The following is a 25,514-nucleotide window of genomic DNA, read 5'->3' on the forward strand; positions in this document are numbered from 1 at the left end:
TGGCCCCCCGGGAGAGAACGACAGCACGTAGCCATCAAAGTCGGTAGATCCACGCCATGCGTGGATGCGCTTATCAGTAGATCCACGCCATGCGTGGATGCCCCATCAGAAGAACGCGCGGATCCCGAAGGCGACACCACGGCCCGGCAGCGGCGAGTAATCCTTCAGCAGCGAGGTGTGCGGACGCACTTCGCGGTTGGTCAGGTTGCTGCCGTCCAGGAACAGCTCGTAGCTGTTGCTGTCGCTGCGGTCCCAGCGGTAGGCCAGGTGCGCATCGACCAGGGTGTAGCCGTTGCTCGGCACCTCGTTCTGCGCCACGTCCTTCTGCCGGCTGTAACGCACCGCGCCCACCGAGGCACGCCAGCCATCCTTCGCCCAGCGCAGGTCGGCGCCTACACGGGCCGGTGCGATGCGCGGCAGGTAACCGGTGTTGGCCAGTTCCACGCTGTAGTTGTGGTTGTGGTCACCGTGCGGCACGGCGATGTCGAGGGTGCGGCTGCCACTGCCGTCCAGCTTGGCCTGCACGTAATCGCCGAACACGCGCAGATCCCAATCGCCGGCAGCGCCTTCGAACAGGTGCACCAGCGCTTCGGCCTCGGCGCCCTTGAATACCGCGTCCTGCTGGGTCCAGGCACGCACCGGCAGGCTCTCGGTCACGCCGGTGTCAGCCAGGTAGATGAAGTCCTTGAACTTGGTCTGATAGATCGCGGCGGAGAAATCGAGGCGCTCGCTGTGGGTATGGATGCCCAGTTCGATGCGCTGACCGCGCTCGGTCTTCAGGTTGGCATCACCGATTTCCAGCGAACGGGTGGCGATGTGTGCGCCAGCGGCGTACAGCTCTTCATTGGTCGGCGCGCGCTCGGAGCTGTCCACGCCGATGCGCAGGTCGACTGCATCGTTGAGCTTCCAGATGCCGGCGGCCGACAGGTTGGTCGCATCGAATTTGCGGCGCTGGTAGTCGCCGGTCGGGTCCAGCTTGACCTGATCGTGGCGACCGCCCAGTTCCAGCTTGAACGGGCCGAACTGCTTTTCCTGGAGGACGAACACGCCGATGTTCTTGGTGCCGGTATCCGGCACGAAGGCTTCTTCACCCTTTGCGCCGAAATCGCTGTTGCCGACCTGCAGGCCGAAGGCGCCGTCCCAGCCGCCGATCTGCTGCTGTACCGCTTCCAGGCGGCCTTCGATGCCGCGGTTGGTGAAGCGGGTGGACGGCGTGCCGGCTTCCAGCTCCACGTGTTCGTAGTCGGTGTATGCCACGCGCGCGTTGATGTTCTTCAGGAACGACACCGGGTTGTAGATACCAGCCTTGGTCTCGAAGCGGTTCTGCACCATGTCGATGCGCACGTCATGCTCTTCACCTTCCTCCTCCTCGCCATGGTCGTGGTCGTGACCATGGTCGTGGTCATCGCCGTCGGCATGCACATGGGCGCCGTTGGGAATGCCGTAGTTGGTGCGGTAGGTGCTGGCCGAGACGCCGAAGTAGCCGCCTTCACCCAGCCAGGTGGCGCCGACGCCGCCGGCGCGGGTGCGGATGGAGCTGTTGTCCAGGCGGCCGCGACGCGGCTCTTCGCCTTCCTCGCCCGCGTGGTCGTGGTCATCGTGGTGATCTTCCAGGCCGTCGATCGCCGCGTAGCCGGGAATGCGGAAATCGTCGCCATTGCGCACCAGACCATCCACGTGCAGCACGACATTGCCGCTCACGCCGTCAAGGCGGAACATGCCGCTGCGCTCGTCGTTGACCGAGTTGCCGCGCAGTTCGGCGCGGCCGCTGAGCGGACGGTCCGGCAGTTCGCGCGCGATGCGGCCATCGACCACGTTCACCGCGCCGCCGATCGCGCCGCTGCCGAACAGCAGGGTCGCAGGGCCCTTCAGCACTTCGATCTGGTCGGCGAGGAACGGCTCGATGCTGGTGGCGTGGTCGGCGCTGACGGTGGAGGCGTCCATGTTGCCCATGCCGTTGGACAGCACGGCCACGCGCGGCCCTTCCTGGCCGCGGATGATCGGGCGGCCGACGCCGGGACCGAAGAAGGTGCTCTGCACGCCGGGCAGCTTGGCCACGGTGTCGCCGAGGGTGCCGGCTTTCTGCTCGTCCAGGCGCTCACCGGCCAGCACTTCAACCGGACGTGCCAGCGATTCGGCATCACCCTGCAGCGGCGACGCCGTGACCTGCACCGAGGACAGCTCGGTCAGGTGGCGGTCACGATGCGAATCATCGTCGGAGGCCGCAAAGGCGACGGACGGCAGCAGCGCAGCGAGCGCCAGGGCCAGGGAATGCGGCTTGAAACGAGGGTGGTGGGAGGGCATGGGCGGTCCTTTGTTACATTGTATCAATAGGGTGGCGCACGAATCCCGTCGGCGGGACAGGGGGAGCGGAACCGTGCGGGTCGGGAAACGATGTTATATTATTCCATAACGATTCGCCGCCCTGCTGGAAGTCATGCCTTTGCCCTCACGCCTGCGCCACCTGCTCGATCGCTTCGGCGCCACCGGTTCGATGCTGTGCGCGGTGCATTGCGCGGTGATTCCGCTGCTGCTGGCAGCGGCGCCCTCGCTGGGCCTGTCTTTCTGGCTCAGTGATGGCGTGGAAAAAGCGCTGGTGGTATTCGTGACCCTGCTGGGCTTGTTCAGCCTGGTCTGGGGCTATCGGCGGCACGGCGCGCTGCGTGCGCTGGCGTTCCTGATTCCCGGCCTGGTCGCTTTGTGGGCCGGTGTGCTGTACGACCCGCTGCACCACAACGCGGTGCCGCATGCGGTGGTGATGACCCTGGGCGGGCTGCTGGTCGGCATCGCGCATCTGGTCAATCTGCGCCTGAATCATGGGCACGTGCACGACGCAAGCTGCGCGCACTAGGCCCGGCGTGCTAGGATTTCCGATCGTGCGCGGGGGCGTCCAGCAAGACGGTCCCGCCAAACCCGTGTCAGAACGGGGTAACCAGATTTCATACTTGAGGAGTTGATGACATGGGTAAGGGTGACCGCAAGACCGCCAAGGGCAAGCGCTACAACGCCAGCTACGGCAACGCCCGTTCGCACACCGCGAGCAAGGTCGCTGTAGGCGCCGCCGCCCCGGTTGCCAAGAAGACCGTGGCCAAGGCTCCGGCGAAGAAGGCTGTGGCCAAGAAGGCAGTGGCCAAGGCCGGCTGATCCGCCGACCGACCGGTCCAAAGAAAACGCGGCGCTCGGCGCCGCGTTTTTTTTTTGCACGTTTTTGTAGAGCCGAGCCCATGCCCGGCTGGCGCAATGCAGCCGAGCATGGGCTCGGCTCTACAACGTATTCAACGCAGGGTCTGCTTCAGCGTTTCCGGCTTGCCATCGTTCGGCGCTTCCGGCACCTGCAGCAGGTGCGCCAGCAGCGGATAGAGGTCGACGTTGTCGAAACCGTCGATCACCAGGCCTTGCCGGAATGAAGGGCCACGGGCCACGAACACCGCGCGCATCGACGGCAACGCGTTGTCGTAGCCATGCGAGCCGCGATCGGCATGCTCGCGCTTGGCGATCTTCTCGCGTGTCAGCGCGTCCCAGCCCTCATCCATCTGGCAGACGATTGCCGGCACGCGCGGATGGCTGCCGTAGTGCCAGCGCGCCGGCAGGTTTTCCTTCTTCCAGCATTCGTAGTGAGCATGACGGCCGAGCAGCGCGCGCTCGGCCTCTGCCTCACGTCCCGCCACCGGCGCGAAGCCGACCGACTGGCCCGGGCTGACGTTGCGCGCGATGCTGGGATCAACCATCGATTCGAGGGCGATCACCTGGCCCTCCGGCACCGACGCCATGCCATGGTCGGAGACCACGATCACGTTGGTGGTTTCGGTCAGGCCGTGCTGCTGCAGGCCATCAAGCACCTGGCCGATGATCCGGTCGGCTTGCACGATGGCATCGGTGTACTGCCTGGAGTCCGGCCCAAAGTTGTGGCCGGCCTTATCCACGTGCTCCATGTACAGCGTGGTCAGGCGTGGGGCATCGGCATCGGTCTGCGACAGCCAGTCGAGCACGGTCTGCGCACGCTGTTGCAGGGGCTCCTTGGCGTTGTAGATGCGCCACTGGCTGGGGCGCGTGCCCTGGATCTCGGCTTCGCTGCCTGGCCATGACGTGGTGGCGGTGCGCACGCCGACTTTCTCGGCCCCCACCCAGATCGGTTCGCCGCCCCACCATCCGCTGTTGGTCACCGCGGTGCGGTCGTGCAGCGCGAAGCGCCCCAACGCAGCGTCGTCCATGCTGTTGTTGATGATGCCGTGGTGGTCCGGGCGCAGGCCGGTGACCAGCGTGTAGTGATTGGGGAAGGTGAGTGACGGATAGGAGGGCGTCATCCAGCGCGCACGCACGCCACCGTCGATGATCCGCTGCAGGTTCGGGGTGAGGCCCCGATCCAGCGCATCGGCGCGCAGGCCGTCGATGGAGATCAGCAGCAGCTTCGGCGGCGTGGCCGGGGTCGCATTCGTGCCGCTTGCCGCGGCGATTGTCGAAGGCGAAGGCGTAGTGGTGCAGGCGGCCAGGGGCAGCAGCAGCGCCAGCGTGCAGGTCAGGCGTACGGATGTCATCCGTCCATGATAATCCGCAGCGATGACGTACCAAAGACACGTGGCGCCCTTGGGCTCCACGTGTCCGCGCATTTCACCTTATCCCCGCGCCCTTGGCGCGCGCCCTTTAACAAGAGGGGGCTCTTCTCCAGACAGATTACAGATGCTTCCATCCACGCATGGCGTGGATCTACCGTCACCGGGAACCTGTCAGGGGTGGGATGGATCGGGTATGCAGGACCGTTGGCGCCATGGATGGCGCCATCGAGCCCCCACGGACGGGTTTACGGCGTGTCCTGCATACCCGATCCATCCCACCAACCCTCAGGCAATCCAGAGCCGGCTGTTGCTTCGGCGGTTGCTGTTGCTCAGGCCTCGGCGGGTGCAGGGCGCAGCCCTGCCTCCAACCCTCATGCAAACAACGGCGCCTGCCGCTGCTCCAGCCGCAGCAACGCCGCCTTGGTTTCAAGCCCGCCACCGAAGCCCGTCAACGTACCGTTGCTGCCGATCACGCGATGGCAGGGCAGCACGATCGGCAACGGATTGCGGCCATTGGCCGCGCCGACCGCACGGGTCGCCGTCGGCTGGCCCAGCTCTTGCGCCAGCTGCAGGTAGCTCCAGGTCTGGCCGAAGGGAATCAACGCCAGCGCATGCCAGACGCGCAGCTGGAATGGCGTGCCATGCGGTGCCAGCACCAGGTCGAAATCACTGCGCTCACCATGCAGGTACTGCAGCAACTGTTCGCGCGCCTCCGGCAATGCGCCGGGCGCGTAATGCCAGTGCTCGCGGCCGCGCGCAGGATGGCGGTTTTCCGGGAACAGAACGTGGGCCAGGCCATTCTCATCCCCGGCGATGGTCAGTTCACCGATCGGTGTGTCGAAGCGATCGAACAACAGGTTCATGAGGGTTCTCCAACGAAAGTGCCGGACAGGTGCCACAGATGCAGCACGGCATAGGCGCGCCATGGGCGCCACGATTGCGAACGCGCTTCGGTGGCGCGTTCGCTGAGGCGCTGGCCCTGTGCGTGGCCCAGCACCTGCTGCAGCACCAGATCACCGGCCGGGAAGGCATCAGGCTGGCCGAGCCCGCGCAGGGCAATGTACTGCGCCGTCCACGGGCCGATGCCGGGCAGTGCCACGCAGCGGGCGACGAAACCCTCCAGTGCCTGGCCCGGCCCGAAGTCGAGCTGGCCGCTGGCGCAGGCCGCGGCGAGGGCGCGCACGGTGGCGGCGCGGCTGCGCGGCAGACCGATCGATTCCAATGGTGCTTCGGCAAGCACGTCCGGCGCTGGAAATTGACGGTCGAATTCAGACGGCATGCCGGGCAGGTGCGCACCGTAGGCATCGACCAGCCTGCGCGCGAACGTGGTTGCCGCCGCCACGCTGACCTGCTGGCCCAGCACCGCGCGTACGCCCACCTCGAAGCCGTCCCAGCCGCCCGGTACGCGCAGGCCGGGGCGCTCGTCGATGCCTCGTGCCAGCAATGGTTCGTCGCCCAGTGCTGCGTGCACCTGCTGCAGGTCGGCGTCCAGGTCGAACACGCGCCGCACGCGGCGCACGATGTCCGGAATCAGGCGCGGGTCGACCGCGCCCAGCTGCAGGCGCAGCTCGGGCCGCTTCGGATCGGCGGTGACCCGCAGCAGGGTGGGGCGCTCGGCCGTGCCCAGTACGCGCTGGTAACTGTCTTCACCGATCAGCTCGATGCCGGGCAGGCTGCGCTTGCGCAGGAACGACAGCATCCGCGGGAAATCCAGCGGCGGTCGATAGCCCAGGCGCAATACCAGCCCGCCATCGTCGGCGGCCAGTGGATGGTGCTGGCGGCGCAGCACGGTAGGCGCCATGCCGCAGCCCTGCAGGAAGGCCGTATTGAAGCGGCGCAGGCTGTTGTAACCGGCGGCCAGCGCCACGTCGGTCACCGGCAGCGTGGTTTCGGTCAGCAGCTGCTTGGCCAGCAGCAGGCGATGGGTCGCGTGGATCTGCCCTGGCGTTGCCCCCAGCCGTTCGACAAACAGGCGTTGCAGCTGGCGCGCGCTGAGGCCGATCTTCCCGGCCAGGTCGGCCACCGGCTGGTCCTGCAGGAAGCCCGCATGGATCAGCGCAAGGGCGCGTTGCACGGTCTGCCCGGCCAGCGCCTGTTGTGCCAGCGGGGCCAGTTCGGGGCGGCAGCGTAGGCAGGGACGATAGCCGGCCGAAGCGGCGGCAGCAGCCGTGGGGTAATAGGTGATGTTGCGCGGCTTCGGTGGCGGCGCCGGGCACACCGGCCGGCAGTAGATGCCGGTGCTGCGCACGGCGGTGAAGAACACGCCGTCGAAGCGCGCATCACGGGCCAGGCGGGCGCGGTCGCAGGCGGCTGTGTCGAGGGCGAGTGCGGTATCCATGGCGCCAGTCTAGGCGCGTCCGGGGGGCAGTACTCGCCATATTCGGACATGGATGCTGGGGGAGGTCGGCCGGGCTGCGCCCGGCACCCGCGGGGGCAACGGCAACGGCAACCTCAACAGCAACAGCGGGCTATCCGTGGGATGGCGGGGTGGGTCCGGTTGCAGGGGACGCTGCAAGTACGTCCCTGTAAGCTCGGTCGCGCCATCCATGGCGCTCACGCCCCTGCAACCGGACCCACCCCGCCTTCGACAGATTTACGCGAACTGTCGAAATGGCATGGCCTGCTCTTGGTGGGTGTCGACCTTGGTCGACACATGGATCCACGCCATGCGTGGATGGGAAGGTGGAAGACACTGGAATGGGAAATGACGGTGCGTGAGGGTCAGAAGCGGTTCAGTGGCGCGCGCTGAATGCGCGCCATGGGCAGGTAGACTGTGGTTCTTACCTGTCCGAAATCCGGTTGCCCGATGTCCGCCAAACTCCGCTGGTTGCCCCTGTTGTGCCTGGCCCTGGCGGGCTGCAGTCAGTTGGAGAATCCCGGCAACGTCACTGCCGCCGACAAGGCCACGCGTGCCCCGGCCAGCGATGGCGAAAACATGGTGTCGATCAATGCCGCCGATGCGCCGGCGCCAGCGCCGCAGGCGCGCAGCAGGGCCGACCGGCCCTGGCCGCAGACTCAGCTGGACAATGGCAAGGCGTGGATCAGCTGCAGCACCGACTACGCCGGCGAGGGCGGCGATGGCCTCGAGCTGGAAGGGCTGCAGCGCGAACAGTTGAAGCAGGCCCTGGCGCCGTGTGCCGAGCGTGGCCTGCTGCGCGTGCGCTACAACGGCAAGATCAACCCCGGGTTTGCCGAGATGATGTGGCGGCTGGCCGTGGTTGCCGACGAACTGCAGATCCACAAGCGCATCCTCGACCTGGATTCCAGCGGTGGCCAGGTGGAATCGGCCATCGTTGCCGGCGACAGCATCGGTGAATCCGGCTGGACCATCTGGGTGCGCGAAGGTTCGATCTGCCACAGTGCCTGCGTGTTCGTACTGGCTGCCGGTGACAACCGCCTGTTGACCGGCAAGGTCGGCATCCACCGCATGATGCGCATCAGTTCCAAGGCCACCTCGCGCGCGGAACTGAACCGCGAACTGCACGAGGTCTATGACAACGTGAAGGACTACCTGCAGCGCAATGGCGTGGCGGTCGGCGTGGCCGACCTGATGATGACCGTGCCCAACCGCAGCCTGCGCCTGCTGACGGCCGAAGAGCTTCGCCAGTACGGTCTGGACGGCACCAACGCGGTGCAGGACGACCTTGAGCGGATCAAGCAGATGCGTGCCTGCGGCGATGACTTCGTGCAACGCAAGGATGCCTTCCTGGTGGCCTTCGACCAGCAGTGCAAGCGCGACGGCGCCGACATGGAATCGATCAACAGCTGTGGCCAGTCGCTGAAACAGCGCTTCGGCTTCCCCGATCCGGTGTGCCCGGAGGAAAGTCCGCTGTCGGAGATCGACGTGGCCACGCTGCCGCCGGCACCACCGGAGCAGCCGCCGGTGGCCGAGCAGCTGCCGGCGACGTCCGCTGCACCGGCGGCGCAGGCCGACGCTGGCGCGGTGGAAGGCAGCGTCCAGGCGCGCTGACGGGCCACTCACCGCGCTGGCGTAGACTGCGGTTCTTTCCATCGAACCGGCGGTGTCCATGAAGCGCGTGCTCCTGCTGCTGTCCCTGTTGCCCGCGGTTGCACTGGCGCAAGCGCCTGCACCGGCCACGCCTGCACCGGCCCCGGCTCGCCCCGCGCCGAGCGCCCCGACCACCGCGAAACCGGCGACGGCTGCCACGCCGGTGCTGAGTGCTGCCCAGCAGGCGCAGGTGCAGAAACAGGACGCGGAAATGGGCAGCGCCGCATTGAAGGCCGCGCAACTGGTCGACGCCAATCGGGCGGGTGAGTTGTGGGACGGCGCCTCGGCTGTTGCCCGTCGCGCGGTGCCCAAGGCCGCCTTCGTCAGCCAGCTTGCGGCAGACCGCACGCGTCTGGGTGCGATGGCCGGCCGTGGCCAGCCGACCATCACCCGGGTCAAGTACGCTGCTGGCGCTGCCGTGCCTGAAGGCCTGTACATCAACGTCAGCTTCCCGACCCGTTTCGCCAACAGCGCGCAGCCGGTCCGCGAGCTGGTGTCGTTCCGCTTCGACGAAGACCAGACCTGGCGCCTGGCCGGTTACAGCCTGCGCGCATCCAGCCCCTGACGGAGAACGACGATGGCCACCGAACTGACGATGCTGGCGTGGGCGATGCTGTTGGGTTTCGTCTACATCTTCGCCGCCTCCACCGTGGTCACCCGCGAGCGCGGGATGAAATGGAACGCCTCTGCACGCGACGACTCGTCCAAGCGGCTGAGCCCGCTGGCAGGGCGCCTGCAGCGGGCGCAATCCAACTTCTTCGAGACCTTCCCGTTCTTCGCCGCCGCTGCGATCGCGGTAGTGGTGGCCGGGCGTGGCAGCGATACCACCGCCTTGGCCGCGCAGGTCTACTTCTGGGCGCGGGTGGTGTACCTGCCGTTGTATGCGGCCGGCATTCCCTATGTGCGCAGCCTGGTCTGGCTGGTATCCATCCTGGCGATCCTGGCGCTGGTATTCGCGCTGCTGTGAAGTGCAGCTGATCCAGATCAAGGCCGGTCAGGCATGCGGCGCTATGCTGGCCGCGACTGGATCAACGGCAGGAGACGCGCATGCGCAGGATGGACGTGGTGGTGGTCGGTGCCGGGCCGGCCGGGTTGTGCTTTGCGCGCGCGTTGGCTGGTACCGGCCTGCAGGTCGGGCTGGTCGAGGCGCAGCCGCGCCAGGCCTTGGCCGAGGCCGCCTTCGATGGCCGTGAAATCGCCCTGACCCATGCGTCGCGGCAGAGCCTGGAACAGCTTGGCCTGTGGCAACGCCTGCCCGAAGCCGAGATTGCCGAGCTGCGCGATGCGCGGGTGATGAACGGCGGGTCGCCATTCGCGCTGACCTTCGCCAGCAGCCAGGTCGACGGCCAGCCGCTGGGCTGGCTGGTGCCCAACCATCTGATCCGCCGCGCGGCCTGGCAGGCAGTGCAGGGCCAGGATGGGCTGGAGCTGTTCGATGGCCGCAAGGTGCAGGCGGTGCGCGCCGACAGCCAAGGCCACGTGGTGCGCCTGGATGATGGCAGCGAACTGCACGCGCACCTGCTGGTGTGCGCCGACAGCCGCTTTTCCGGCACCCGCCGCATGCTCGGCATCGGTGCGCAGATGCGTGACTACGGCAAGTCGATGCTGGTCTGCAGGATGCAGGTCGAGCGCGATCATCACCACACGGCGTGGGAATGGTTCGGCTATGGCCGAACGATGGCACTGCTGCCGCTCAACGAAGGTCAGGCATCGGCGGTGATCACCCTGCCGCCGCGGCAGATCGAAGAACTGCTGGCGATGGATGAGATCGCGTTCGGGGACGCCATCAGCGGTTTCTTCGAACACCGTCTGGGACGGATGCAGCCAGTGGCGACGCCGCAGGCTTATCCCCTGGTCGGGGTATATGCGCAGCGCTTCGTCGGCGAGCGTTCGGCATTGATCGGTGATGCTGCGGTGGGCATGCACCCGGTCACCGCGCATGGTTTCAACCTGGGCCTGGCCAGTGCGCAGCGGTTGGCGCAGGGCATCGCCGAGCAGCAGCGGCGCGGGGCGGACATCGCCGCCGCCGGCATGCTGGGCAGCTACCAGCGCGGACATCGGCTGGCGGCGCGGCCGCTGTATGAGGCAACCAATGCGATTGCCAGCCTGTATACCGATGACCGCCGGCCGGCGCGCCTGTTGCGCGCGGCGGGGTTGCGGGTAGCTCAGGGGGTGGCGCCGTTCCGGCAGCTGATTGCCGCCCACCTGACCCAGCGCGTGGCCTGACGGCCGCGCGGTGACTCAAGCGGCGGCCAGCACCCGGATCTGGCTGTCGTTGAACTCGACCACCTGGCCCGCGCGGATCTTGCAGGCCTTGCGCAGCTCGACCTCGCCATCGACCAGCACCAGGCCTTCGCTGATGACCATCTTGGCTTCGCCGCCGCTGGTGACCAGGTCGGCCAGCTTGAGCAACTGCTTGAGTTCGACGTAGTCGCCGTCGAGGTCGAATTCGAGGATCTGCATGGAACGGGGTTTCCTGGGGCAGGCGCTGCAGGACAGGGCCCGCAGCGGTAAAATGGGCGCCTATTGTGCGCCACGGCGGGTCGTAACGGCATGCCGATGGTTTCCTGTACACCTTGTTCAGGAACAGTGCGGTATCATTCCGCTCTGAGCGAGTGAAACCTCAGCTTCAACCGAGCAGCGCCAGGGCACGCGATAAGAAGGGCGCCCAAAGCGCGGAATCCCCCTTTTTTTCGCCTGCCATGCTCGTGGCAGTGCCTTCGGAGTTCCCCATGTCCCAAGAAACCCAAGCGCAGCTGCAGTTCGCGCAGCTCGGCCTGTCCGATTCTGTCATGCAGGCTGTCACTGCCATCGGCTACGAAACGCCGTCGCCGATCCAGGCTGCCACCATCCCGGCGATGCTGGAAGGCCGCGACGTGCTGGGCCAGGCCCAGACCGGTACCGGCAAGACCGCCGCCTTCGCGCTGCCGGTGCTGTCCAACATCGACCTGCAGCAGATCAAGCCGCAGGCCCTGGTGCTGGCCCCGACCCGCGAGCTGGCCATCCAGGTTGCCGAGGCGTTCCAGTCCTATTCCTCGAAGATCCCGGGCTTCCGCGTGCTGCCGGTGTACGGCGGCCAGCCGTACGGCCAGCAGCTGACTGCCCTGCGCCGCGGCGTGCACATCGTGGTCGGTACCCCCGGCCGCGTCATCGACCATCTGAACCGCAGCACGCTGGACCTGTCCGAGCTGAAGACGCTGGTGCTGGACGAAGCCGATGAAATGCTGCGCATGGGCTTCATCGACGACGTCGAAGCGGTGCTGAAGAAGCTGCCGGAGAAGCGCCAGGTGGCGCTGTTCTCGGCCACCATGCCGCCGGCCATCCGCCGCATCGCGCAGACCTACCTGAAGGACCCGGTCGAAGTCACCATCGCGACCAAGACCACCACCTCGGCCAACATCCGCCAGCGCTACTGGTGGGTGAGCGGCATGCACAAGCTGGACGCGCTGACCCGCATCCTGGAAGTCGAGCCGTTCGACGCGATGATCGTCTTCGCGCGCACCAAGGCCGGCACCGAGGAACTGGCCAGCAAGCTGCAGGCCCGTGGCCTGGCCGCTGCCGCCATCAACGGTGACATGCAGCAGGCCCAGCGTGAGCGCACCATCGCCATGCTGAAGGAAGGCAAGCTGGACATCCTGGTCGCCACCGACGTGGCCGCCCGTGGCCTGGACGTGGAGCGCATCAGCCACGTGCTGAACTACGACATCCCGTACGACACCGAAAGCTACGTGCACCGTATCGGCCGTACCGGCCGTGCCGGCCGCAGCGGTGAGGCGATCCTGTTCGCCACCCCGCGCGAGAAGGGCATGCTGCGCCAGATCGAGCGTGCGACCCGTCAGCCGATCGAAGAAATGCAGCTGCCGAGCGTGGAAGCGGTCAACGACAACCGCATCAACAAGTTCACCTCGCGCATCACCGAGACCCTGGGCCAGGGCGGCCTGGACTTCTACCGCCAGCTGTTGGAGCGCTTCGAATCCGAGCAGAACGTGCCGGCCATCGAAGTGGCCGCTGCACTGGCGAAGATGATGCAGGGCGATACCCCGTTCCTGCTGCAGCCGCCGGTGCGCGCACCGCGCGAAGAGCGCGCGCCGCGTGAGCGTTTCGAGCGCACTGAGCGCCCGGAGCGTGGGGACCGCAACGAGCGCGGCCCGCGCTTCGAGCGTGGTCCGCGCCGTGACGATGCCGAAGGTGGCTTCGAGCAGCGCCCGCGCCGTGACGTGCCGCCGCGCGGTGCACCGGAGCAGGGCATGGAGACCTACCGCATTTCGGTCGGCCACCAGCATGGCGTGAAGCCGGCCAACATCGTCGGCGCCATCGCCAACGAAGCCGGCCTGGAAAGCCGCTTCATCGGTCGCATCGACATCCACGACGACTTCTCGCTGCTGGATCTGCCGGCACAGATGCCGTCGGACGTGCTGACCCACCTGCAGAAGGTATGGGTGTCCGGCCAGCAGCTGCAGATGCGTCCGTTGGCGGCCGGTGAAGAGGTCAATCCGGCGCCGCGTCCGTTCAAGCCGCGCTTCGACAAGCGTGGTCCGGGCGGTCCGGGTGGCCCGGGTGCTCCGCGTCGCAGTGGTCCGGGTGGCCCCGGCGGCGACCGCGACAGCCGTCCGCCGCGTCGTGATGGCTTCAACAAGCCGCGCGGCCCGCGCAGCTTCTAAGCCGCGCAGAAGTAGATGAACAACGCCAGCCTCCGGGCTGGCGTTGTCGTTTGCAGGACGTCAGGTCGGCCCGGCCGCCGCTGCCGATCACCGGCCGGGTCCGGTTTCGCATGGCCCACACATCCCCGGTTCTAGGCTGGCGCGGTTCCGTAGGAGATTGTCACCGCAGCACATTCGGGGGATCCAGGATGGGTAGAAGTGGCATGGACCAACAGCGCCGACGGGTACCGATGACCCGCGGGCTGGGACTGCGATTTGCGCTGTTGACGGGCATGGCGATCGGACTGGTCGCGCTGTCGGCTGTGATCCAGGAGCTGCAGGCGGCATCGACCGCGTGGATCGCAGGGCAGGGCTACTGGTCGCGGGGGCAGCAGGACGCCACCGCAGCGCTCAGCCGTTACCTGGCGCGTGGCCACCTGCAGGATCTGCAGGATGCCCAACGGGCACTGCGGGTTCCGCTGGGTGACCTGCAGGCTCGCAAGGCGCTGGAGCAACCCGAACCGGACGAGGCGACAGCCCGCGCCGGTTTCCTGCGTGGGGGCAACGCCCGCGCCGACATACCACGGCTGATCTTCTCGTTCCGCCACGCGCGCAATGTCGGTGCCTTCCGTGAAGCCACCTGGTTGTGGCGGCAGACCGACGCGGACCTGCTGGCCCTGCAGGCGTTGTCGGAGGAACTGCAACGCCGCCATGGCTCGGGACCGCTGGACGAGGCGACCGTGGATGACTACCTGCACCGGCTGCGTGGCATCGACCACCAGCTGCGTGGACAGGCGCAGGCGTTCTCGCAGGCGCTGCTGCGCATGGCCCGCGCGGTGCGCATCGCAACCCTGGCCGTCGGCGGCCTGTCGGTCCTGCTGATCAGCCTGATGGCGGTTGCCCTGGCCCGCCGGGTCGGCAAGGACCTGACCGAGCACGAGAGCCGCTTCCGGGCGGCCTTCTACCAGGCCAACGTCGGCATGCTCAAGCTGGATGCCGCCGGCCGGGTGGTGGAGGCCAACCAGGCGATGGCCGACATCCTCGACCATCGCCGGGACGTGCTGCTGCAGATGTCGTTGACCGAGCTGCTGATGGAAGGCGAGCTGGTCATCGATGGGGGGGGCCGTATCGACTGGGACCGCCAGCTGCGCCCGGGCGAACTGCGCTTCCGGCGTCGCGATGGCAGCCTGGTGTGGGGGCGTTGGAGTGGTACCGGTGTGCGCACCGCCGATGGCCGCCTGTCGGTGTTCGCCATCGTCGAGGATGTCAGCCAGAACCATGCTCTGGCGCGTGAGATCGAGCACCATGCCAGCCACGATCCCCTGACGGGCCTGATCAATCGCCGCGAGATCGAGCGCCTGCTGGAGAAGTCCCTGCTGCAGGTCCGCTCCGACGGTGGAACCCACGCACTGGGTTACATCAACCTGGACCACTTCAAGCTGGTCAACGACAGCTTCGGCCACGCGGCCGGCGACCAGATGCTGCGCAGCTTCGCCGAGTACCTGGTCGGCGCGGTGCGTGATGGCGACTGGGTGGGCCGCCTGGGCGCGGATGAGTTCGCGGTGTTCCTCGCCCGCGCCAACCAGGATGAAGCCAAGCGCGTACTGCAGCGGTTGATCCGCAACCTCGGCCAGGCCACGTTTCCGATCAGCGAAGGCAGTCCACAGCTGAGTTGCAGCGTGGGCGTGGTCGAAGTCACGGCCGAGGCGCCGGACGCGAACTGGTTGATGAGCGCCGCCGACAGTGCCTGCTATGCCGCCAAACAGGCCGGCCGCAACCGCGTGCATTGCTTCAACGAAAACCGGCTGGCTTTGGAAGAACGACGGCTGGAAGCCGAACGCCTGCAGCGGGTCAGTCGTGCGATGGCCGAGAATCGCATGCTGTTGTATGCGCAGCGCATCGCCAAGGTAGGTGATCCGTCCTACCTGCACTATGAAGTGCTGGTGCGCATGCGTGACAGCGACGGCGTGCTGCACCTGCCGGGCCAGTTCATGCCGGCGGTGGAGCGTTACGGCATGGCGGTGGTGCTGGACCGGCACGTGCTCGGCCTGCTGTTCCGCCACCTGCAGGTGTGCCCGGCGCACGTTCGCCAGCTCGGTCTGTGCAATGTCAACGTGTCGGCCCAGTCGATTGCGGAGCCGGGATTCCTGGCGTTCGTCTGCGACCTGCTGGAGCGCAACCGCGCACTGGCGTCCAAGCTCTGCTTCGAGATCACCGAAACCGCGGCAATCGGCAATCTGAGCCAGGCACGTGCCTTCATCGACGCGGTCAAGGCGCGCGGATGCCGGGTGGCGCTGGATGATTTCGGCTCGGGCTTGTCCTCGTTCGGCTATCTGCGGCAGCTGCCGGCGGACATGCTGAAGATCGATGGTGCCTTCGTGCGTGACATGGATACCGATCCGGTCAGCCGTGCCAGCGTGCGTGCGATCAGCGAGCTGGGCCGCGAACTGCAGATGGAGGTGGTGGCCGAGTGGGTGGAGACCATTGAAGTGGCCGAGGCGTTGGCCGGGATGGGGGTGCAGGGCCTGCAGGGCTATGCCATCGAACGGCCGCAGCCACTGGAACGGCTGACCCTGGCCGATCTGCGGCCAATGCGCTTGGCCGGCACGCAGGGGCCATCGGCTGCCGGCTGAAGGTGCTGCGGCCGGGCTGCGCCCGGCACCCGCGGTAGTGCCGGCCGCGGGCCGGCAACCTCAGCAGCAACAGCAACAGCAACAGCGGGGTTCCGTGGGATGGCGGGGTGGGTCCGGTCGCGGGGGACGCTGCAAGTACGTCCATGTAAGCTCGGTCGCGCCATCCATGGCGCTCACGCCCCCGCAACCGGCCCCACCCCGCCTTCGACAGATCTCCGCAATCTGTCTGGATGGCATGGCCTGCTCTTGGTGGGTGTCGACCTTGGTCGACACGTAGATCCACGCCATGCGTGGATGCTCTTCGTCCAATTATCGAAATATTCGATTTCGATGGAGTTTCATCCACGCATGACGGGGATCCAGCAGACGCCAGGACGCTGTCAGGGGTGGGGCGGTATGGGCAGGCAGGACCGTTGGCGCCATGGATGGCGCCATCGAGCCCCCATGGACGGGTTTACGGCGTGTCCTGCCTGCCCATACCGCCCCGCCCACCGCGGTAGCCCGCTTTGGCTGTTGCTTCGGCTCCGGCCTCTGCGGGTGCCGGGCGGCAGCCCGGCCAACATCCCCACCACTTTGGTCTACACATCGGCGGTGCCTTCGACTGCGATAATGCCGCCAGGGGCGACGCGCAGTGGGCGCGGACGTAAGCAGTAACAGGACGTGGCGTGGGCGGCAGGCAGGTGCGTTTGGAAACAGGGGCGGTGCTTGTCCTGCTGCTGGTGTGGTTGGCATTGCCGTGGCTGGGCCATGCGCGCAGCGTCGACGCCGGCCGCGATTACCTTCTGGTCGGCACCGCGACGTCCGAACCGACGCCCCATCGCGCGTGCACACCGCAGATGCTGGCCGGGCCGCGCCAGCAGACACGGGTGGATGCACCGCCAGAAGGCTGGTCCGGCGAGCCGCAGGCGCTGGATGTCTTCAATGTCTTTGCCGGTGAAGTACGGCTGCAGCACGGTGACCGCGAGATCTGCGGCAACATGCAGGACGCGCGCACCCGCGATTCGCGCTTCCGTGCGGGCATCGGCATGGTGGCGGTACCTGCTGCCGGCAGCCACGAACCCTTCCTGGTCTCCTGGCAGACGCCGCTGAAGGCACGCTGGGTGCCGACACTGCAGCTGGGCGCGCCCAGCCCGGTACAGCAGAACGATACTGCGCGGCTGCTGGTGCGCGCCGCCTGCATCGCCGTGGCAATCGCGTTGGCGCTGTCGGCGCTGATGGCCTATCTGACCACCCGCGACCGCAGTTTCCTGATGTACATCGGCGCCACCCTGGTGCTGGTGCTGTGGCAGTCGATCCTCGGTGGCCTCAGCGGCTATCCCGAACCCTGGCTGCGGGTCGGCGGGCGCGGTGACGGGTGGCTGCTGGCGTTGACTGCGGCAACCCAGGCGCTGGTATTGCCGGCATTGTGGCGCCTGAATGGCGGTGACCGCGTACTGCCCCGTTCGCGCGTGGGCCAGCAGCTGGTGCTGTGGTCCCTGCTCACGGTGGCAGCACTGGTGCCGTGGTTGCAGCGCGATGGACTGGGCGTGGTTGCGCAGGTCCTGCAGTGGAGCTTCATCGTCGGCTGCGCGCTGTCGTTGGCGATGGGCATCTGGGCCCGCCTGCGCGGCGATGTCTGGTCGCTGGCGGGGCTGGCGGCACTGGCGCCGATGCTGGTGCTGATCGTGGCCGACGCCGCCAGCGCGCACTGGCTGATGGAGTACCGGGTGGAAGCCCTGCAGCTGGCAGTCACCTGGCTGCTGATGATGGCGGCCTACGCGCTCAACCTGCGCCTGGGCCGGCTGCGCCAGCAGCGTGATGAAATGCGCCAGCTCGCCGAGACCGACATGCTGACCGGCCTGCCCAACCGCCGCGCCGGCCTGCAGCAGCTGGCCCAGCATCTGCAGGGCGGCGAGCGTGACAGAGGGCCGCTGGTGATCGGCTTCCTCGATATCGATCTGTTCAAGGACATCAACGATCGCCATGGCCATGAGATCGGTGACCAGGTGCTGGTGGCCGTGGCCCGCGCGCTTCGCGCCGCGGTCCGCAGCGAGGACCAGGTGGTACGGATGGGGGGCGAGGAGTTCCTGCTGCTGTTGCCGGGAATGCCGCGGGAGATCGCTGCCGCCCGCCTGGAACGCCTGCGCCAGCGCATCACCGAGGCCTGCCGGGACCTGCAGGTGCCCGGTCTGGAGGTGACCGCGAGCATCGGCCTGGCACAGTGGCGGCCGGCCGAAGATGACCTGGCCGCGTTGCTGCGACGCGCCGACCACGCCATGTACGTGGCCAAGCGCAGTGGCCGCAACCGGGTGTTCGATGGCGAAACCGAAGATCCGTTGACCACGGCATGAGGCGGGAAGGGCGGTGATGCCGGATAATGGGGTGATGACCAGCCGACTCAACAAATACATCGCCGACACCGGCTTCTGCTCCCGTCGCGAGGCCGATCGCCTGATCGCCGCCCGCCGGGTCACCGTCAATGGCCATGCCGCCGGCACCGGCGCGGTGGTCGGCGAGGATGACAAGGTACTGGTCGACGGCCAGCCGTTGCGCGTTCGCACTGCCCGCAAGCCAGGCGCCCGCCGCCACGTGTACATCGTGCTGAACAAGCCGGTGGGCGTGACCTGCACCACCGAAAGCACGGTGAAGGGCAACATCGTCGACTTCGTCGGCCATGAACAGCGCATCTTCCCGATCGGTCGCCTGGACAAGGAATCGGAAGGCCTGATCCTGATGACCAGCAACGGCGACATCGTCAACCAGATCCTGCGCGCCGAAAACGGCCACCAGAAGGAATACCTGGTGGCGGTGAACAAGCCGGTCACCGACGAATTCCTGCGCGCCATGGCCCGTGGCGTGCGCATCCATGACCAGATGACGCTGCCGTGCAAGACCTCGCGGATCGCCAAGTTCGGTTTCCGCATCACCCTGCAGCAGGGCCTGAACCGGCAGATCCGGTTGATGTCGGCCGAGTTCGGCTACCGCGTGACCCAGCTGCGCCGCGTGCGCATCGACAACATCAAGATCGGTGCGCTGAAGCCGGGCCAGTGGCGCAACCTGACCGAGCAGGAGCTGCACGGCCTGTTGCCGCAGCAGCAGGACTGGTAAACGACGTGTGTAGAGCCGAGCCTATGCTCGGCTGCCGTTGCCCGGGTGCAGCCGAGCATGGGTGCGGCTCTACATCAGCTAGACTTTGCGGCGACCTGCCGGAACGTGACGCTGCATGATCAAGCCCGACAAGCCCGCCAACGAAGCGCTGCGCCTGGAGGCGCTGTACCGCTACCGGATACTCGATTCCGAACGCGAACGCTCCTTCGATGATCTGGTGGCCATCGCCAAGGCGTTATGTGGCACGACGATGGCGGCGGTGACCCTGATCGACGTCGAGCGGCAGTGGTTCAAGTCGATACAGGGCATCGATGCGGCCGAGACCCTGCGCAGTGATTCGATGTGCGGCCATGCCATCCTGCAGCCGCAGGAGATCATGGTGGTCGAGGACGCGCTGCAGGACGTGCGCTTCCACGACAATCCGGTGGTGACCGGCGACCCGCACGTACGTTTCTATGCCGGTGCACCGCTGATCAGCAGTGACGGCCTGCCGTTGGGCACGCTGTGCGTGTTCGACGCGCGCCCGCAGCACCTGGCAAGCGACAAGGCCGAGGCGTTGGCCGCGTTGTCGCGGCAGGTGATGCTGGTGATGGAGCTGCGCCGCTTCGCGCTGGACATCCAGAAGCACATGCTCGAGCGTGACGACTACGAGCGGCTGCTGTCGGATTACCACGACGTGCTGCTGGCGCAGAATGCCGACCTGGCCGAACAGAGCCGGACCGATGCGCTGACCGGCCTGCCCAACCGGCGCGCGCTGGCAGCCGCGCTGGGTGAAGCCGTGGTCGCCGTCGATGGGCAGGCCCGACAGGCCTGCGTGGCACTGGTGGACATCGACCATTTCAAGCACATCAATGATTTCCAGGGCCATGCGACCGGCGACCGGGTGCTGGCCGAACTGGGGGCGCTGCTGCGCTCGCACTTCGCCGGGCGCGGCATGGCCGCACGCTACGGCGGTGAGGAATTCGTCGCACTGATGCCGGACGTGGATCTGCGCGCCGCCGAGCTGCAATGCGAGTTCCTGCGTGTGGCGGTGTCCAACCTGCCGCTGGGCTTTCCGGTGACGATCAGTATCGGCGTGGCGCAGCACCGGCCTGGTGAAACCTCCGAGCAGACCCTGGCCCGTGCCGATGCCGCGCTGTACCGGGCCAAGGGCGCCGGCCGCAACCGGGTGGAAGTGTCGCCCTGACCGCCAGGGCGCCTGCGGTGGCTTCACACCATGCATGGATGCACCAGTAGATCCACGCCATGCGTGGATGGCCGGACGTTTCCATGCAATCGCAACCATTGCGATCCCCGTACGGCACCCTCAACGTCTCACTGCAAGGACGTCGACCATGCTGCAGACCCTGGCCATTGCCAATTACCGATCACTGCATGCGCTGGTGCTGTCGATGCAGCGGCTCAACGTCGTCACCGGCGACAACGGCAGTGGCAAATCCAGCCTGTACCGCGCGCTGCGCCTGCTGGCGGAAACCGCGCAGGGTGGCGTTGCAGCGGTGCTCGCCCGCGAGGGCGGATTGGGCTCGGCACTCTGGGCCGGTCCGGAAAAAATCGACCGCCGCGTGCTGGCCGGTGAGATTCCGCTGCAGGGCGGGCCGCGGCAGGAATCGGTGGGGCTCAAGCTGGGCTTCGCCACCGATGAATTCGGCTACGCCATCGACCTCGGCTATCCGCCGCCGAGTCGATCGGCCTTCGCGCTGGACCCGCAGATCAAGGCCGAAGCGATCTGGGCGGGGCCCTTCCTGCGCAGCGCCAATCTGCTGGTCGACCGTCGCGGTGCGCTGGTGCGGCAGCGGTACGCGCGCGGCTGGGACCTGGTGGACGACCGTCTGTCGCTGTTCGACAGTCTGTTCACCCAGGTGGGCGATCCGCAGCGCATGCCGGAAGCCATCACCTTGCGCGAATACATCCGACGTTGGCGCTTCTACGACCACTTCCGCAGCGATGCCGATGCCCCGGCGCGACAACCGGCGATGGCGACCCGTACCCCGGTGCTGCACCACGACGGCCGCGACCTCGCCGCCGCGTGGGTGACGATCCTGGAAATCGGCGATCCGCAGGCGCTGGCGCGCAGTATCGACGATGCATTCCCGGGGGCGACGGTCAGCTTCGAAGAACTGGATGGCCGGCTCGCGCTGCGCTTCCACCAGCCCGGGCTGCTGCGGCCACTGTCGATGGCCGAACTGTCCGACGGCACGTTGCGCTTCCTGTTGCTGGCAGCGGCGCTGCACACGCCTCGGCCACCGCCGCTGCTGGTGCTCAACGAACCGGAGACCAGCCTGCATCCGGATCTGCTGCCGGCGCTGGCACGCTTGATCATCGCTGCCAGTGCGCGCAGCCAGGTCTGGGTCGTATCGCATGCCACGCGCTTGATCGCCGCGTTGGAGCAGGCGCCGCAATGCCATTCGATGCACCTGTTCAAGGAGCACGGGCGGACGCTGCTGAGCGGGCAGGGCCTGCTGGATGCGCCGGCCTGGCACTGGCCGCAGCGCTGAGACGGGTACCGGGAAGATCCGCGCAATGCGCAGGCGCACTCAATCGGCGATGTTGCGCGCTTCGGATGTGCCGAGGATCTCCGGATGCTGCACGCGCTTGCGGCGGTTGAGCAGCGGATGCAGGAACACGGCACCGACGATGATCGCCACGCCCAGGTAGAACCACGGGGTGACTTCGTGCTGCTCGCGCAGCAGCACCACGGCCAGCAACACGGCGTAGACCGGTTCCAGGTTGGTGACCAGCTGCACGGTGTAGGCGCTGAGGTGGCGCAGCGCGACCAGGGCCAGGGCGAACGGCAGCAGCGTGCAGACACCGGCCAGCACCAGCAGCAGAATGCCGTCGTGCAGATCGGGAACGATCCACAACGGGCTGGCCAGCGCCGGCAGCAGGTACGGCATCAGCGGCGCCAGCAGGGTCAGGGTGATGGTGCCGGCGCCCAGCTCCAGCGCAGTGACCGTCAGCGGATCGGCATGACTGACCATGCGCTTGTTGATCGAGCCGAACACCGCCACCAGCAGGGCCGAGAGCGCACCGATCAACACGCCCATGCGCATGCCGTCGGGCACGCCGCCCACCACCAGCGCCACACCGGGCAGCACGGCCAGGCCGAAGGCCAGCTCGCGCATCTGGAACGGGCGTTTGGCCACCCACGGTTCGATGATCGAAGTGAACACCGGTGCCAGCGCGATGCAGGTCGCAGCAACCGAGGCATTGGCCAGCTTCACCGCGCCATAGAACGTCAGCCAATGCAGCGCGACCAGCGCGCCGATGCCGGCGTAGCCGGCGACCAGCCGCAGCGGCAACGTACGCAGCCCGCGCCAGACCCGCGGCAGCAGTGCCAGCATCGCCACCACCAGCAGCATCCGCCACCACACCAGCGGCAGCGCGGGCAGGGTGATCAACTTGCCGAGGATGGCGGTGACGCCCCACAGCAGGACACAGAAGTGGATCTGCCAAAGTGCTTTGCGGGTGTCGGGTGTGCTCATCGCACTATTGTGAGGCAAGGCCGCGCACAACGCGCACCTGCAGGCATTCAGTCGCCGTCGATGAGCCGCTGCAACGCCATCGCCGCCGCCGGGTTGCGCACCTTGCCGGCGCCGATGCACAGCAGGTAGACCTCGCGTGGCGCGGTCGGGGCCGTTGGGGCCAGGCAGGGCAGGTCGTCCACTGTCTCGCCTCGGGCCCAGCACCGCGCGCGACCGGCCCAGCGCTGCTGCATCGGCAGGGGAAGACCTTCGGTCAGCCTGGCCTGGCTGCGCTTGATCCGTGCATAGACGAAACCGGCGCTGATGTCGCCGTGCAACGGTGACTCGTCGCTGTCCTCGATCACCAAGGCCACGCCATGCCGGCGCGCCGCTTCAACCAGTTCCGGCCCATGGACGCTGGCGTTGCGCACCTCCAGCGCATGCTGCAACACCGTTCCATCCAGCCGCTTTGGCAGCTGTGCCATGAAGGTGTCCAGCGCGACGGCATCGGCCGGGTGCAGCGGGTCGAACTGCCAGAGCAACGGGCCGAGCCTGTCGCCGAGAGCGATGGCTGCCTGCAGGAACGAGCCAGCAGCGTCGACTGCGGACGACAGGTCGCGGCGCTGCACCAGATGGCGCGGCGCTTTCATCGAGAAGCGGAAACCCTCCGGCGTCTGCGCTGCCCATTGCGCGCACTGGGCCGCTGTCGGGGTGCGGTAGAAGGTGCCGTTGATTTCGATGCAGCGCAGCGCACGGCTGGCGTAGGCCAGCTCTTCGCGCTGGATCAACCCTGGTGGATAGAAGGCGCCACCACGCCATTGCGGGTACACCCAGCCGCCGATACCGCAGCGGACCGGCGCCGCAGACGCTGATCGTGCCGTCATTGCGTGTGTTCCGCCCGCCACGGATCGTAACTGCCGAACCACCACAGGTAGCCTTCCGGGTCAGCGCAGGCATAGCCACGTCCACCGTAGGCCTGGTCGGCAATGTCGATGACGATGCGCGCACCGGCGGCCTTGGCACGTGCATAGTGGGCGTCGACATCGGTGACGATCACGCAGGCGCTCTGGGTCTGCCGGCCACCGACTTCATCGGGCATCACCGCCAGCTTGGCCCATTCGCCGCTGTTGCTGGCAGATCCGAGCATGATCATGCCCTGGCCGAACACCAGCTGTGCGTGGTGCACGGTATCGCCGTCGGCATACACGGCCTGCGCGTGGAAACCGAACGCGCGCTGCAGCCAGTCGATGGCGGCCAGCGCATCGCGATAGCGCAGGCACGGAATGATGGTGGAGCCGCTGCTGCTCTGGCCGTTCGCACCCATGACACCCCTCCTATGGCACAGGGCAGGCTGCACCCGGGACCGTTACCATCGCGCGAAACCCCGGTGACGGCCTGCACATGGCCGCTACCCCTGTTCGGAGATGGTGCTGGATGAACAACTGGATCGGAGGAGCCGTGCTGCTTGCGTGCACGACCATGGCCAATGCGGCGACGCCGCAGCAGCTGCAGGACCTGGATGCGACCGTCGAGCGCGTGCGCGCGCAGTTCGACGTACCCGGTATCGCCGTGGCCGTGGTCAAGGACGGGCAGGTGGTGCTGGAACGCGGCTGGGGCGTGCGTGAACTGGGCAAGCCGGCGCCGGTCGAGGCCGATACCCTGTTCGCCATCGCCTCCAACACCAAGGCCTTCACTGCCACCTCGCTGAATCTGCTGGCCGAGGACGGCAAGCTGAAGATGGACGACAAGGTGATCGACCACCTGCCATCGTTCCGCATGTCCGATCCGTTCGTGACCGGGCAGATGACGATTCGCGACCTGCTTTCGCATCGCAGCGGCCTGAGCCTGGGCGCGGGCGACCTGCTGTTCTGGCCGACCACCTCCTACAGCAATGCCGAAGTCGTACAGCGCCTTGGCCAGGTACCGCTGAAAGGCGGTTTCCGCGAGCGCTATGCCTACGACAACATCCTGTACGCGGTCGCCCAGCAGGTGATCGAGCACGTCTCCGGCATGAGCTACCAGCAGTTCCTGCAGACGCGCATCTTCGACAAGGTCGGCATGACCGGCACGCGTTACAACGCCGATCACCTGAAGGCCGGCGACAACGCTGCGGTCGGTCACGCCAAGTACGATTTCAAGGATCTGCGGACGGTTGCGCCGTTGACGTGGTCGAACAACGCCGGTGCCGGTGGCATCTATTCCAGTGCCCACGACATGGCACGCTGGATGCAGGTGCAGCTGGCCGAAGGCAAGCTGGCCGATGGCACGCCGCTGTTCACTGCCAAGAGCCAGCAGCAGATGTGGCAGATGATCACGCCGCAGACGATTCCGGCACCAAGCGTGCCGGAGCTGGCGCCGGCGCGGGCCAATTTCGCGGGCTATGGCGAGGGCTGGAGCCTGAGCGACTATCGCGGGCAGAAGCTGGTCTGGCACACCGGTGGCTGGCCGGGCATGGTTTCGCGGCTGACCCTGGTGCCGGGCGAGAAGCTGGGCGTGGTGGTGCTGACCAACCAGGAAGTGGGTGCGGCATTCAATGCGATCACGCTGAGCGTGCTCGATGCCTACCTGGGCGGTGAAAAGCACGACTGGGTGGATGCCTATGCCAAGGGCGTGGCCAAGGGCCAGGACAAGGCCGACGAAGCCTGGGCCAAGCACCAGGCGGAGCGTGACAAGGGCAGCAGGCTGTCGTTGCCGCTGGCCGGGTATGCGGCCACCTACCGCGACCGCTGGTATGGCGACATGGTCATCCGCGCGGAAGGCAAGGACCTGCGGCTGCGCTTCGCAAAGACGGCACAGCTGAGCGGCCGCCTGGAACACTGGCAGCACGACACCTTCATCGTGCGCTGGGATGATCGCTCGCTCAATGCCGATGCGTTCGTGAATTTCAGCCTGGACCCGGATGGAAAAGTGCGCGAGGTGCGCATGCAGCCGATCTCCGACCTGACCGATTTCAGCTTCGATTTCCAGGATCTGCTGTTCACCCCCACGGCCCGGTAGATGCCGACCTTGGTCGGCATGCGGTAGAGCGCCCACCAAGGTGGGCGACTACCACAGCGGGGCCGGCCAGCGGCCGGCACTACCGGAAACGGGGGCGATCGTCGGCCGGCGTACACACGCGGCGTGGGATACTC

21 protein-coding genes are annotated in these 25,514 nt (G+C 67.1%); 13 read left to right on the forward strand and 8 right to left on the reverse strand.

All coding sequences use genetic code 11. From position 1 onward, the window contains the following. Positions 1 to 105: 105 nt before the first annotated feature. Positions 106 to 2,304, reverse strand: a complete 2,199-nt coding sequence (locus GIW57_RS12805; RefSeq protein ID WP_236511306.1) for a TonB-dependent receptor — start codon at positions 2,302 to 2,304, stop codon at positions 106 to 108. Between the two features lie 133 nt (positions 2,305 to 2,437). Between GIW57_RS12805 and GIW57_RS12810 the strand changes: the two genes are divergently transcribed. Next, positions 2,438 to 2,851, forward strand: coding sequence for a MerC domain-containing protein (locus GIW57_RS12810; RefSeq protein WP_025879338.1), 414 nt, complete (start codon positions 2,438 to 2,440; stop codon positions 2,849 to 2,851). A 110-nt stretch (positions 2,852 to 2,961) separates the two neighbouring features. After that, positions 2,962 to 3,144 carry a 30S ribosomal protein THX gene (locus GIW57_RS12815; protein ID WP_025879339.1) on the forward strand — a complete coding sequence of 61 codons (183 nt, stop codon included), beginning with the start codon at positions 2,962 to 2,964 and terminating at the stop codon, positions 3,142 to 3,144. Between the two features lie 131 nt (positions 3,145 to 3,275). Here GIW57_RS12815 and GIW57_RS12820 read toward each other — a convergent pair whose 3' ends face one another. The 3 genes from GIW57_RS12820 to GIW57_RS12830 all read right to left on the reverse strand — a co-directional run bounded on the left by GIW57_RS12820 (position 3,276) and on the right by GIW57_RS12830 (position 6,891). Beyond that, entirely contained in the window at positions 3,276 to 4,535 is a 1,260-nt protein-coding gene (locus tag GIW57_RS12820; RefSeq protein ID WP_236511309.1) for an ectonucleotide pyrophosphatase/phosphodiesterase, read from the reverse strand. Between the two features lie 389 nt (positions 4,536 to 4,924). Then, the gene (locus GIW57_RS12825; protein WP_236511312.1) at positions 4,925 to 5,416 is read right to left on the reverse strand and encodes a methylated-DNA--[protein]-cysteine S-methyltransferase; all 492 of its coding nucleotides are present in this window, start codon (positions 5,414 to 5,416) and stop codon (positions 4,925 to 4,927) included. Continuing rightward, entirely contained in the window at positions 5,413 to 6,891 is a 1,479-nt protein-coding gene (locus GIW57_RS12830) for a DNA-3-methyladenine glycosylase 2 (protein ID WP_236511315.1), read from the reverse strand. The genes GIW57_RS12825 and GIW57_RS12830 overlap by 4 nt, the downstream gene beginning before the upstream one ends. Before the next feature lie 468 nt (positions 6,892 to 7,359). Between GIW57_RS12830 and GIW57_RS12835 the strand changes: the two genes are divergently transcribed. The 4 genes from GIW57_RS12835 (at position 7,360) to ubiM (ending at position 10,788) form a co-directional block, all read left to right on the forward strand. After that, on the forward strand, positions 7,360 to 8,523 hold the full coding sequence (locus GIW57_RS12835; RefSeq protein WP_100464177.1) for a hypothetical protein: 1,164 nt from the start codon (positions 7,360 to 7,362) through the stop codon (positions 8,521 to 8,523). A 58-nt stretch (positions 8,524 to 8,581) separates the two neighbouring features. Beyond that, complete coding sequence (locus tag GIW57_RS12840) at positions 8,582 to 9,127, forward strand: DUF4019 domain-containing protein (RefSeq protein ID WP_100464180.1); 546 nt, start codon at positions 8,582 to 8,584, stop codon at positions 9,125 to 9,127. A gap of 12 nt (positions 9,128 to 9,139) precedes the next feature. Continuing rightward, complete coding sequence (locus GIW57_RS12845) at positions 9,140 to 9,529, forward strand: MAPEG family protein (RefSeq protein ID WP_100464184.1); 390 nt, start codon at positions 9,140 to 9,142, stop codon at positions 9,527 to 9,529. 80 nt (positions 9,530 to 9,609) lie between these two features. Further along, positions 9,610 to 10,788: a 5-demethoxyubiquinol-8 5-hydroxylase UbiM gene (ubiM, locus tag GIW57_RS12850; RefSeq protein WP_236511318.1), complete on the forward strand. Its 1,179-nt coding sequence runs from the start codon at positions 9,610 to 9,612 to the stop codon at positions 10,786 to 10,788. Positions 10,789 to 10,803: 15 nt separating this feature from the next. On the opposite strand, the gene GIW57_RS12855 is transcribed toward ubiM, so the two are convergent. Beyond that, on the reverse strand, positions 10,804 to 11,025 hold the full coding sequence (locus GIW57_RS12855; protein ID WP_025877723.1) for an RNA-binding S4 domain-containing protein: 222 nt from the start codon (positions 11,023 to 11,025) through the stop codon (positions 10,804 to 10,806). 269 nt (positions 11,026 to 11,294) lie between these two features. Between GIW57_RS12855 and GIW57_RS12860 the strand changes: the two genes are divergently transcribed. From GIW57_RS12860 to GIW57_RS12885, 6 genes are all read left to right on the forward strand, one after another. Beyond that, on the forward strand, positions 11,295 to 13,223 hold the full coding sequence (locus GIW57_RS12860) for a DEAD/DEAH box helicase (protein WP_025877722.1): 1,929 nt from the start codon (positions 11,295 to 11,297) through the stop codon (positions 13,221 to 13,223). Between the two features lie 188 nt (positions 13,224 to 13,411). Next, on the forward strand, positions 13,412 to 15,835 hold the full coding sequence (locus tag GIW57_RS12865; RefSeq protein WP_236511320.1) for an EAL domain-containing protein: 2,424 nt from the start codon (positions 13,412 to 13,414) through the stop codon (positions 15,833 to 15,835). A gap of 665 nt (positions 15,836 to 16,500) precedes the next feature. Further along, complete coding sequence (locus GIW57_RS12870) at positions 16,501 to 18,165, forward strand: diguanylate cyclase (RefSeq protein WP_100464196.1); 1,665 nt, start codon at positions 16,501 to 16,503, stop codon at positions 18,163 to 18,165. Between the two features lie 34 nt (positions 18,166 to 18,199). Beyond that, entirely contained in the window at positions 18,200 to 18,922 is a 723-nt protein-coding gene (locus GIW57_RS12875; protein ID WP_049466269.1) for a pseudouridine synthase, read from the forward strand. Between the two features lie 115 nt (positions 18,923 to 19,037). Continuing rightward, a complete protein-coding gene (locus GIW57_RS12880; RefSeq protein ID WP_236511322.1) occupies positions 19,038 to 20,108 on the forward strand; it encodes a sensor domain-containing diguanylate cyclase in 1,071 nt (356 codons plus the stop codon). Positions 20,109 to 20,256: 148 nt separating this feature from the next. Further along, positions 20,257 to 21,417: an AAA family ATPase gene (locus GIW57_RS12885; protein WP_236511325.1), complete on the forward strand. Its 1,161-nt coding sequence runs from the start codon at positions 20,257 to 20,259 to the stop codon at positions 21,415 to 21,417. A 39-nt stretch (positions 21,418 to 21,456) separates the two neighbouring features. On the opposite strand, the gene GIW57_RS12890 is transcribed toward GIW57_RS12885, so the two are convergent. From GIW57_RS12890 to GIW57_RS12900, 3 genes are read right to left on the reverse strand one after another with little or no spacing between them, the layout of a single operon-like run. Then, a complete protein-coding gene (locus GIW57_RS12890; RefSeq protein ID WP_236511328.1) occupies positions 21,457 to 22,404 on the reverse strand; it encodes a DMT family transporter in 948 nt (315 codons plus the stop codon). Between the two features lie 47 nt (positions 22,405 to 22,451). Then, positions 22,452 to 23,267 (reverse strand): DUF72 domain-containing protein, encoded by an 816-nt coding sequence (locus tag GIW57_RS12895; RefSeq protein ID WP_236511330.1) that lies wholly within the window; start codon positions 23,265 to 23,267, stop codon positions 22,452 to 22,454. Continuing rightward, positions 23,264 to 23,707 carry a VOC family protein gene (locus GIW57_RS12900; protein ID WP_100464213.1) on the reverse strand — a complete coding sequence of 148 codons (444 nt, stop codon included), beginning with the start codon at positions 23,705 to 23,707 and terminating at the stop codon, positions 23,264 to 23,266. Before GIW57_RS12900 ends, GIW57_RS12895 begins: the two co-directional genes overlap by 4 nt. A 110-nt stretch (positions 23,708 to 23,817) precedes the next feature. Between GIW57_RS12900 and GIW57_RS12905 the strand changes: the two genes are divergently transcribed. Then, positions 23,818 to 25,380 carry a serine hydrolase gene (locus GIW57_RS12905; protein ID WP_236511333.1) on the forward strand — a complete coding sequence of 521 codons (1,563 nt, stop codon included), beginning with the start codon at positions 23,818 to 23,820 and terminating at the stop codon, positions 25,378 to 25,380. Positions 25,381 to 25,514 lie beyond the last annotated feature (134 nt).

The organism is Stenotrophomonas sp. PA-6-5C (assembly GCF_021605635.1).
Classification (GTDB): Bacteria; Pseudomonadota; Gammaproteobacteria; order Xanthomonadales; family Xanthomonadaceae; genus Stenotrophomonas; species Stenotrophomonas lactitubi.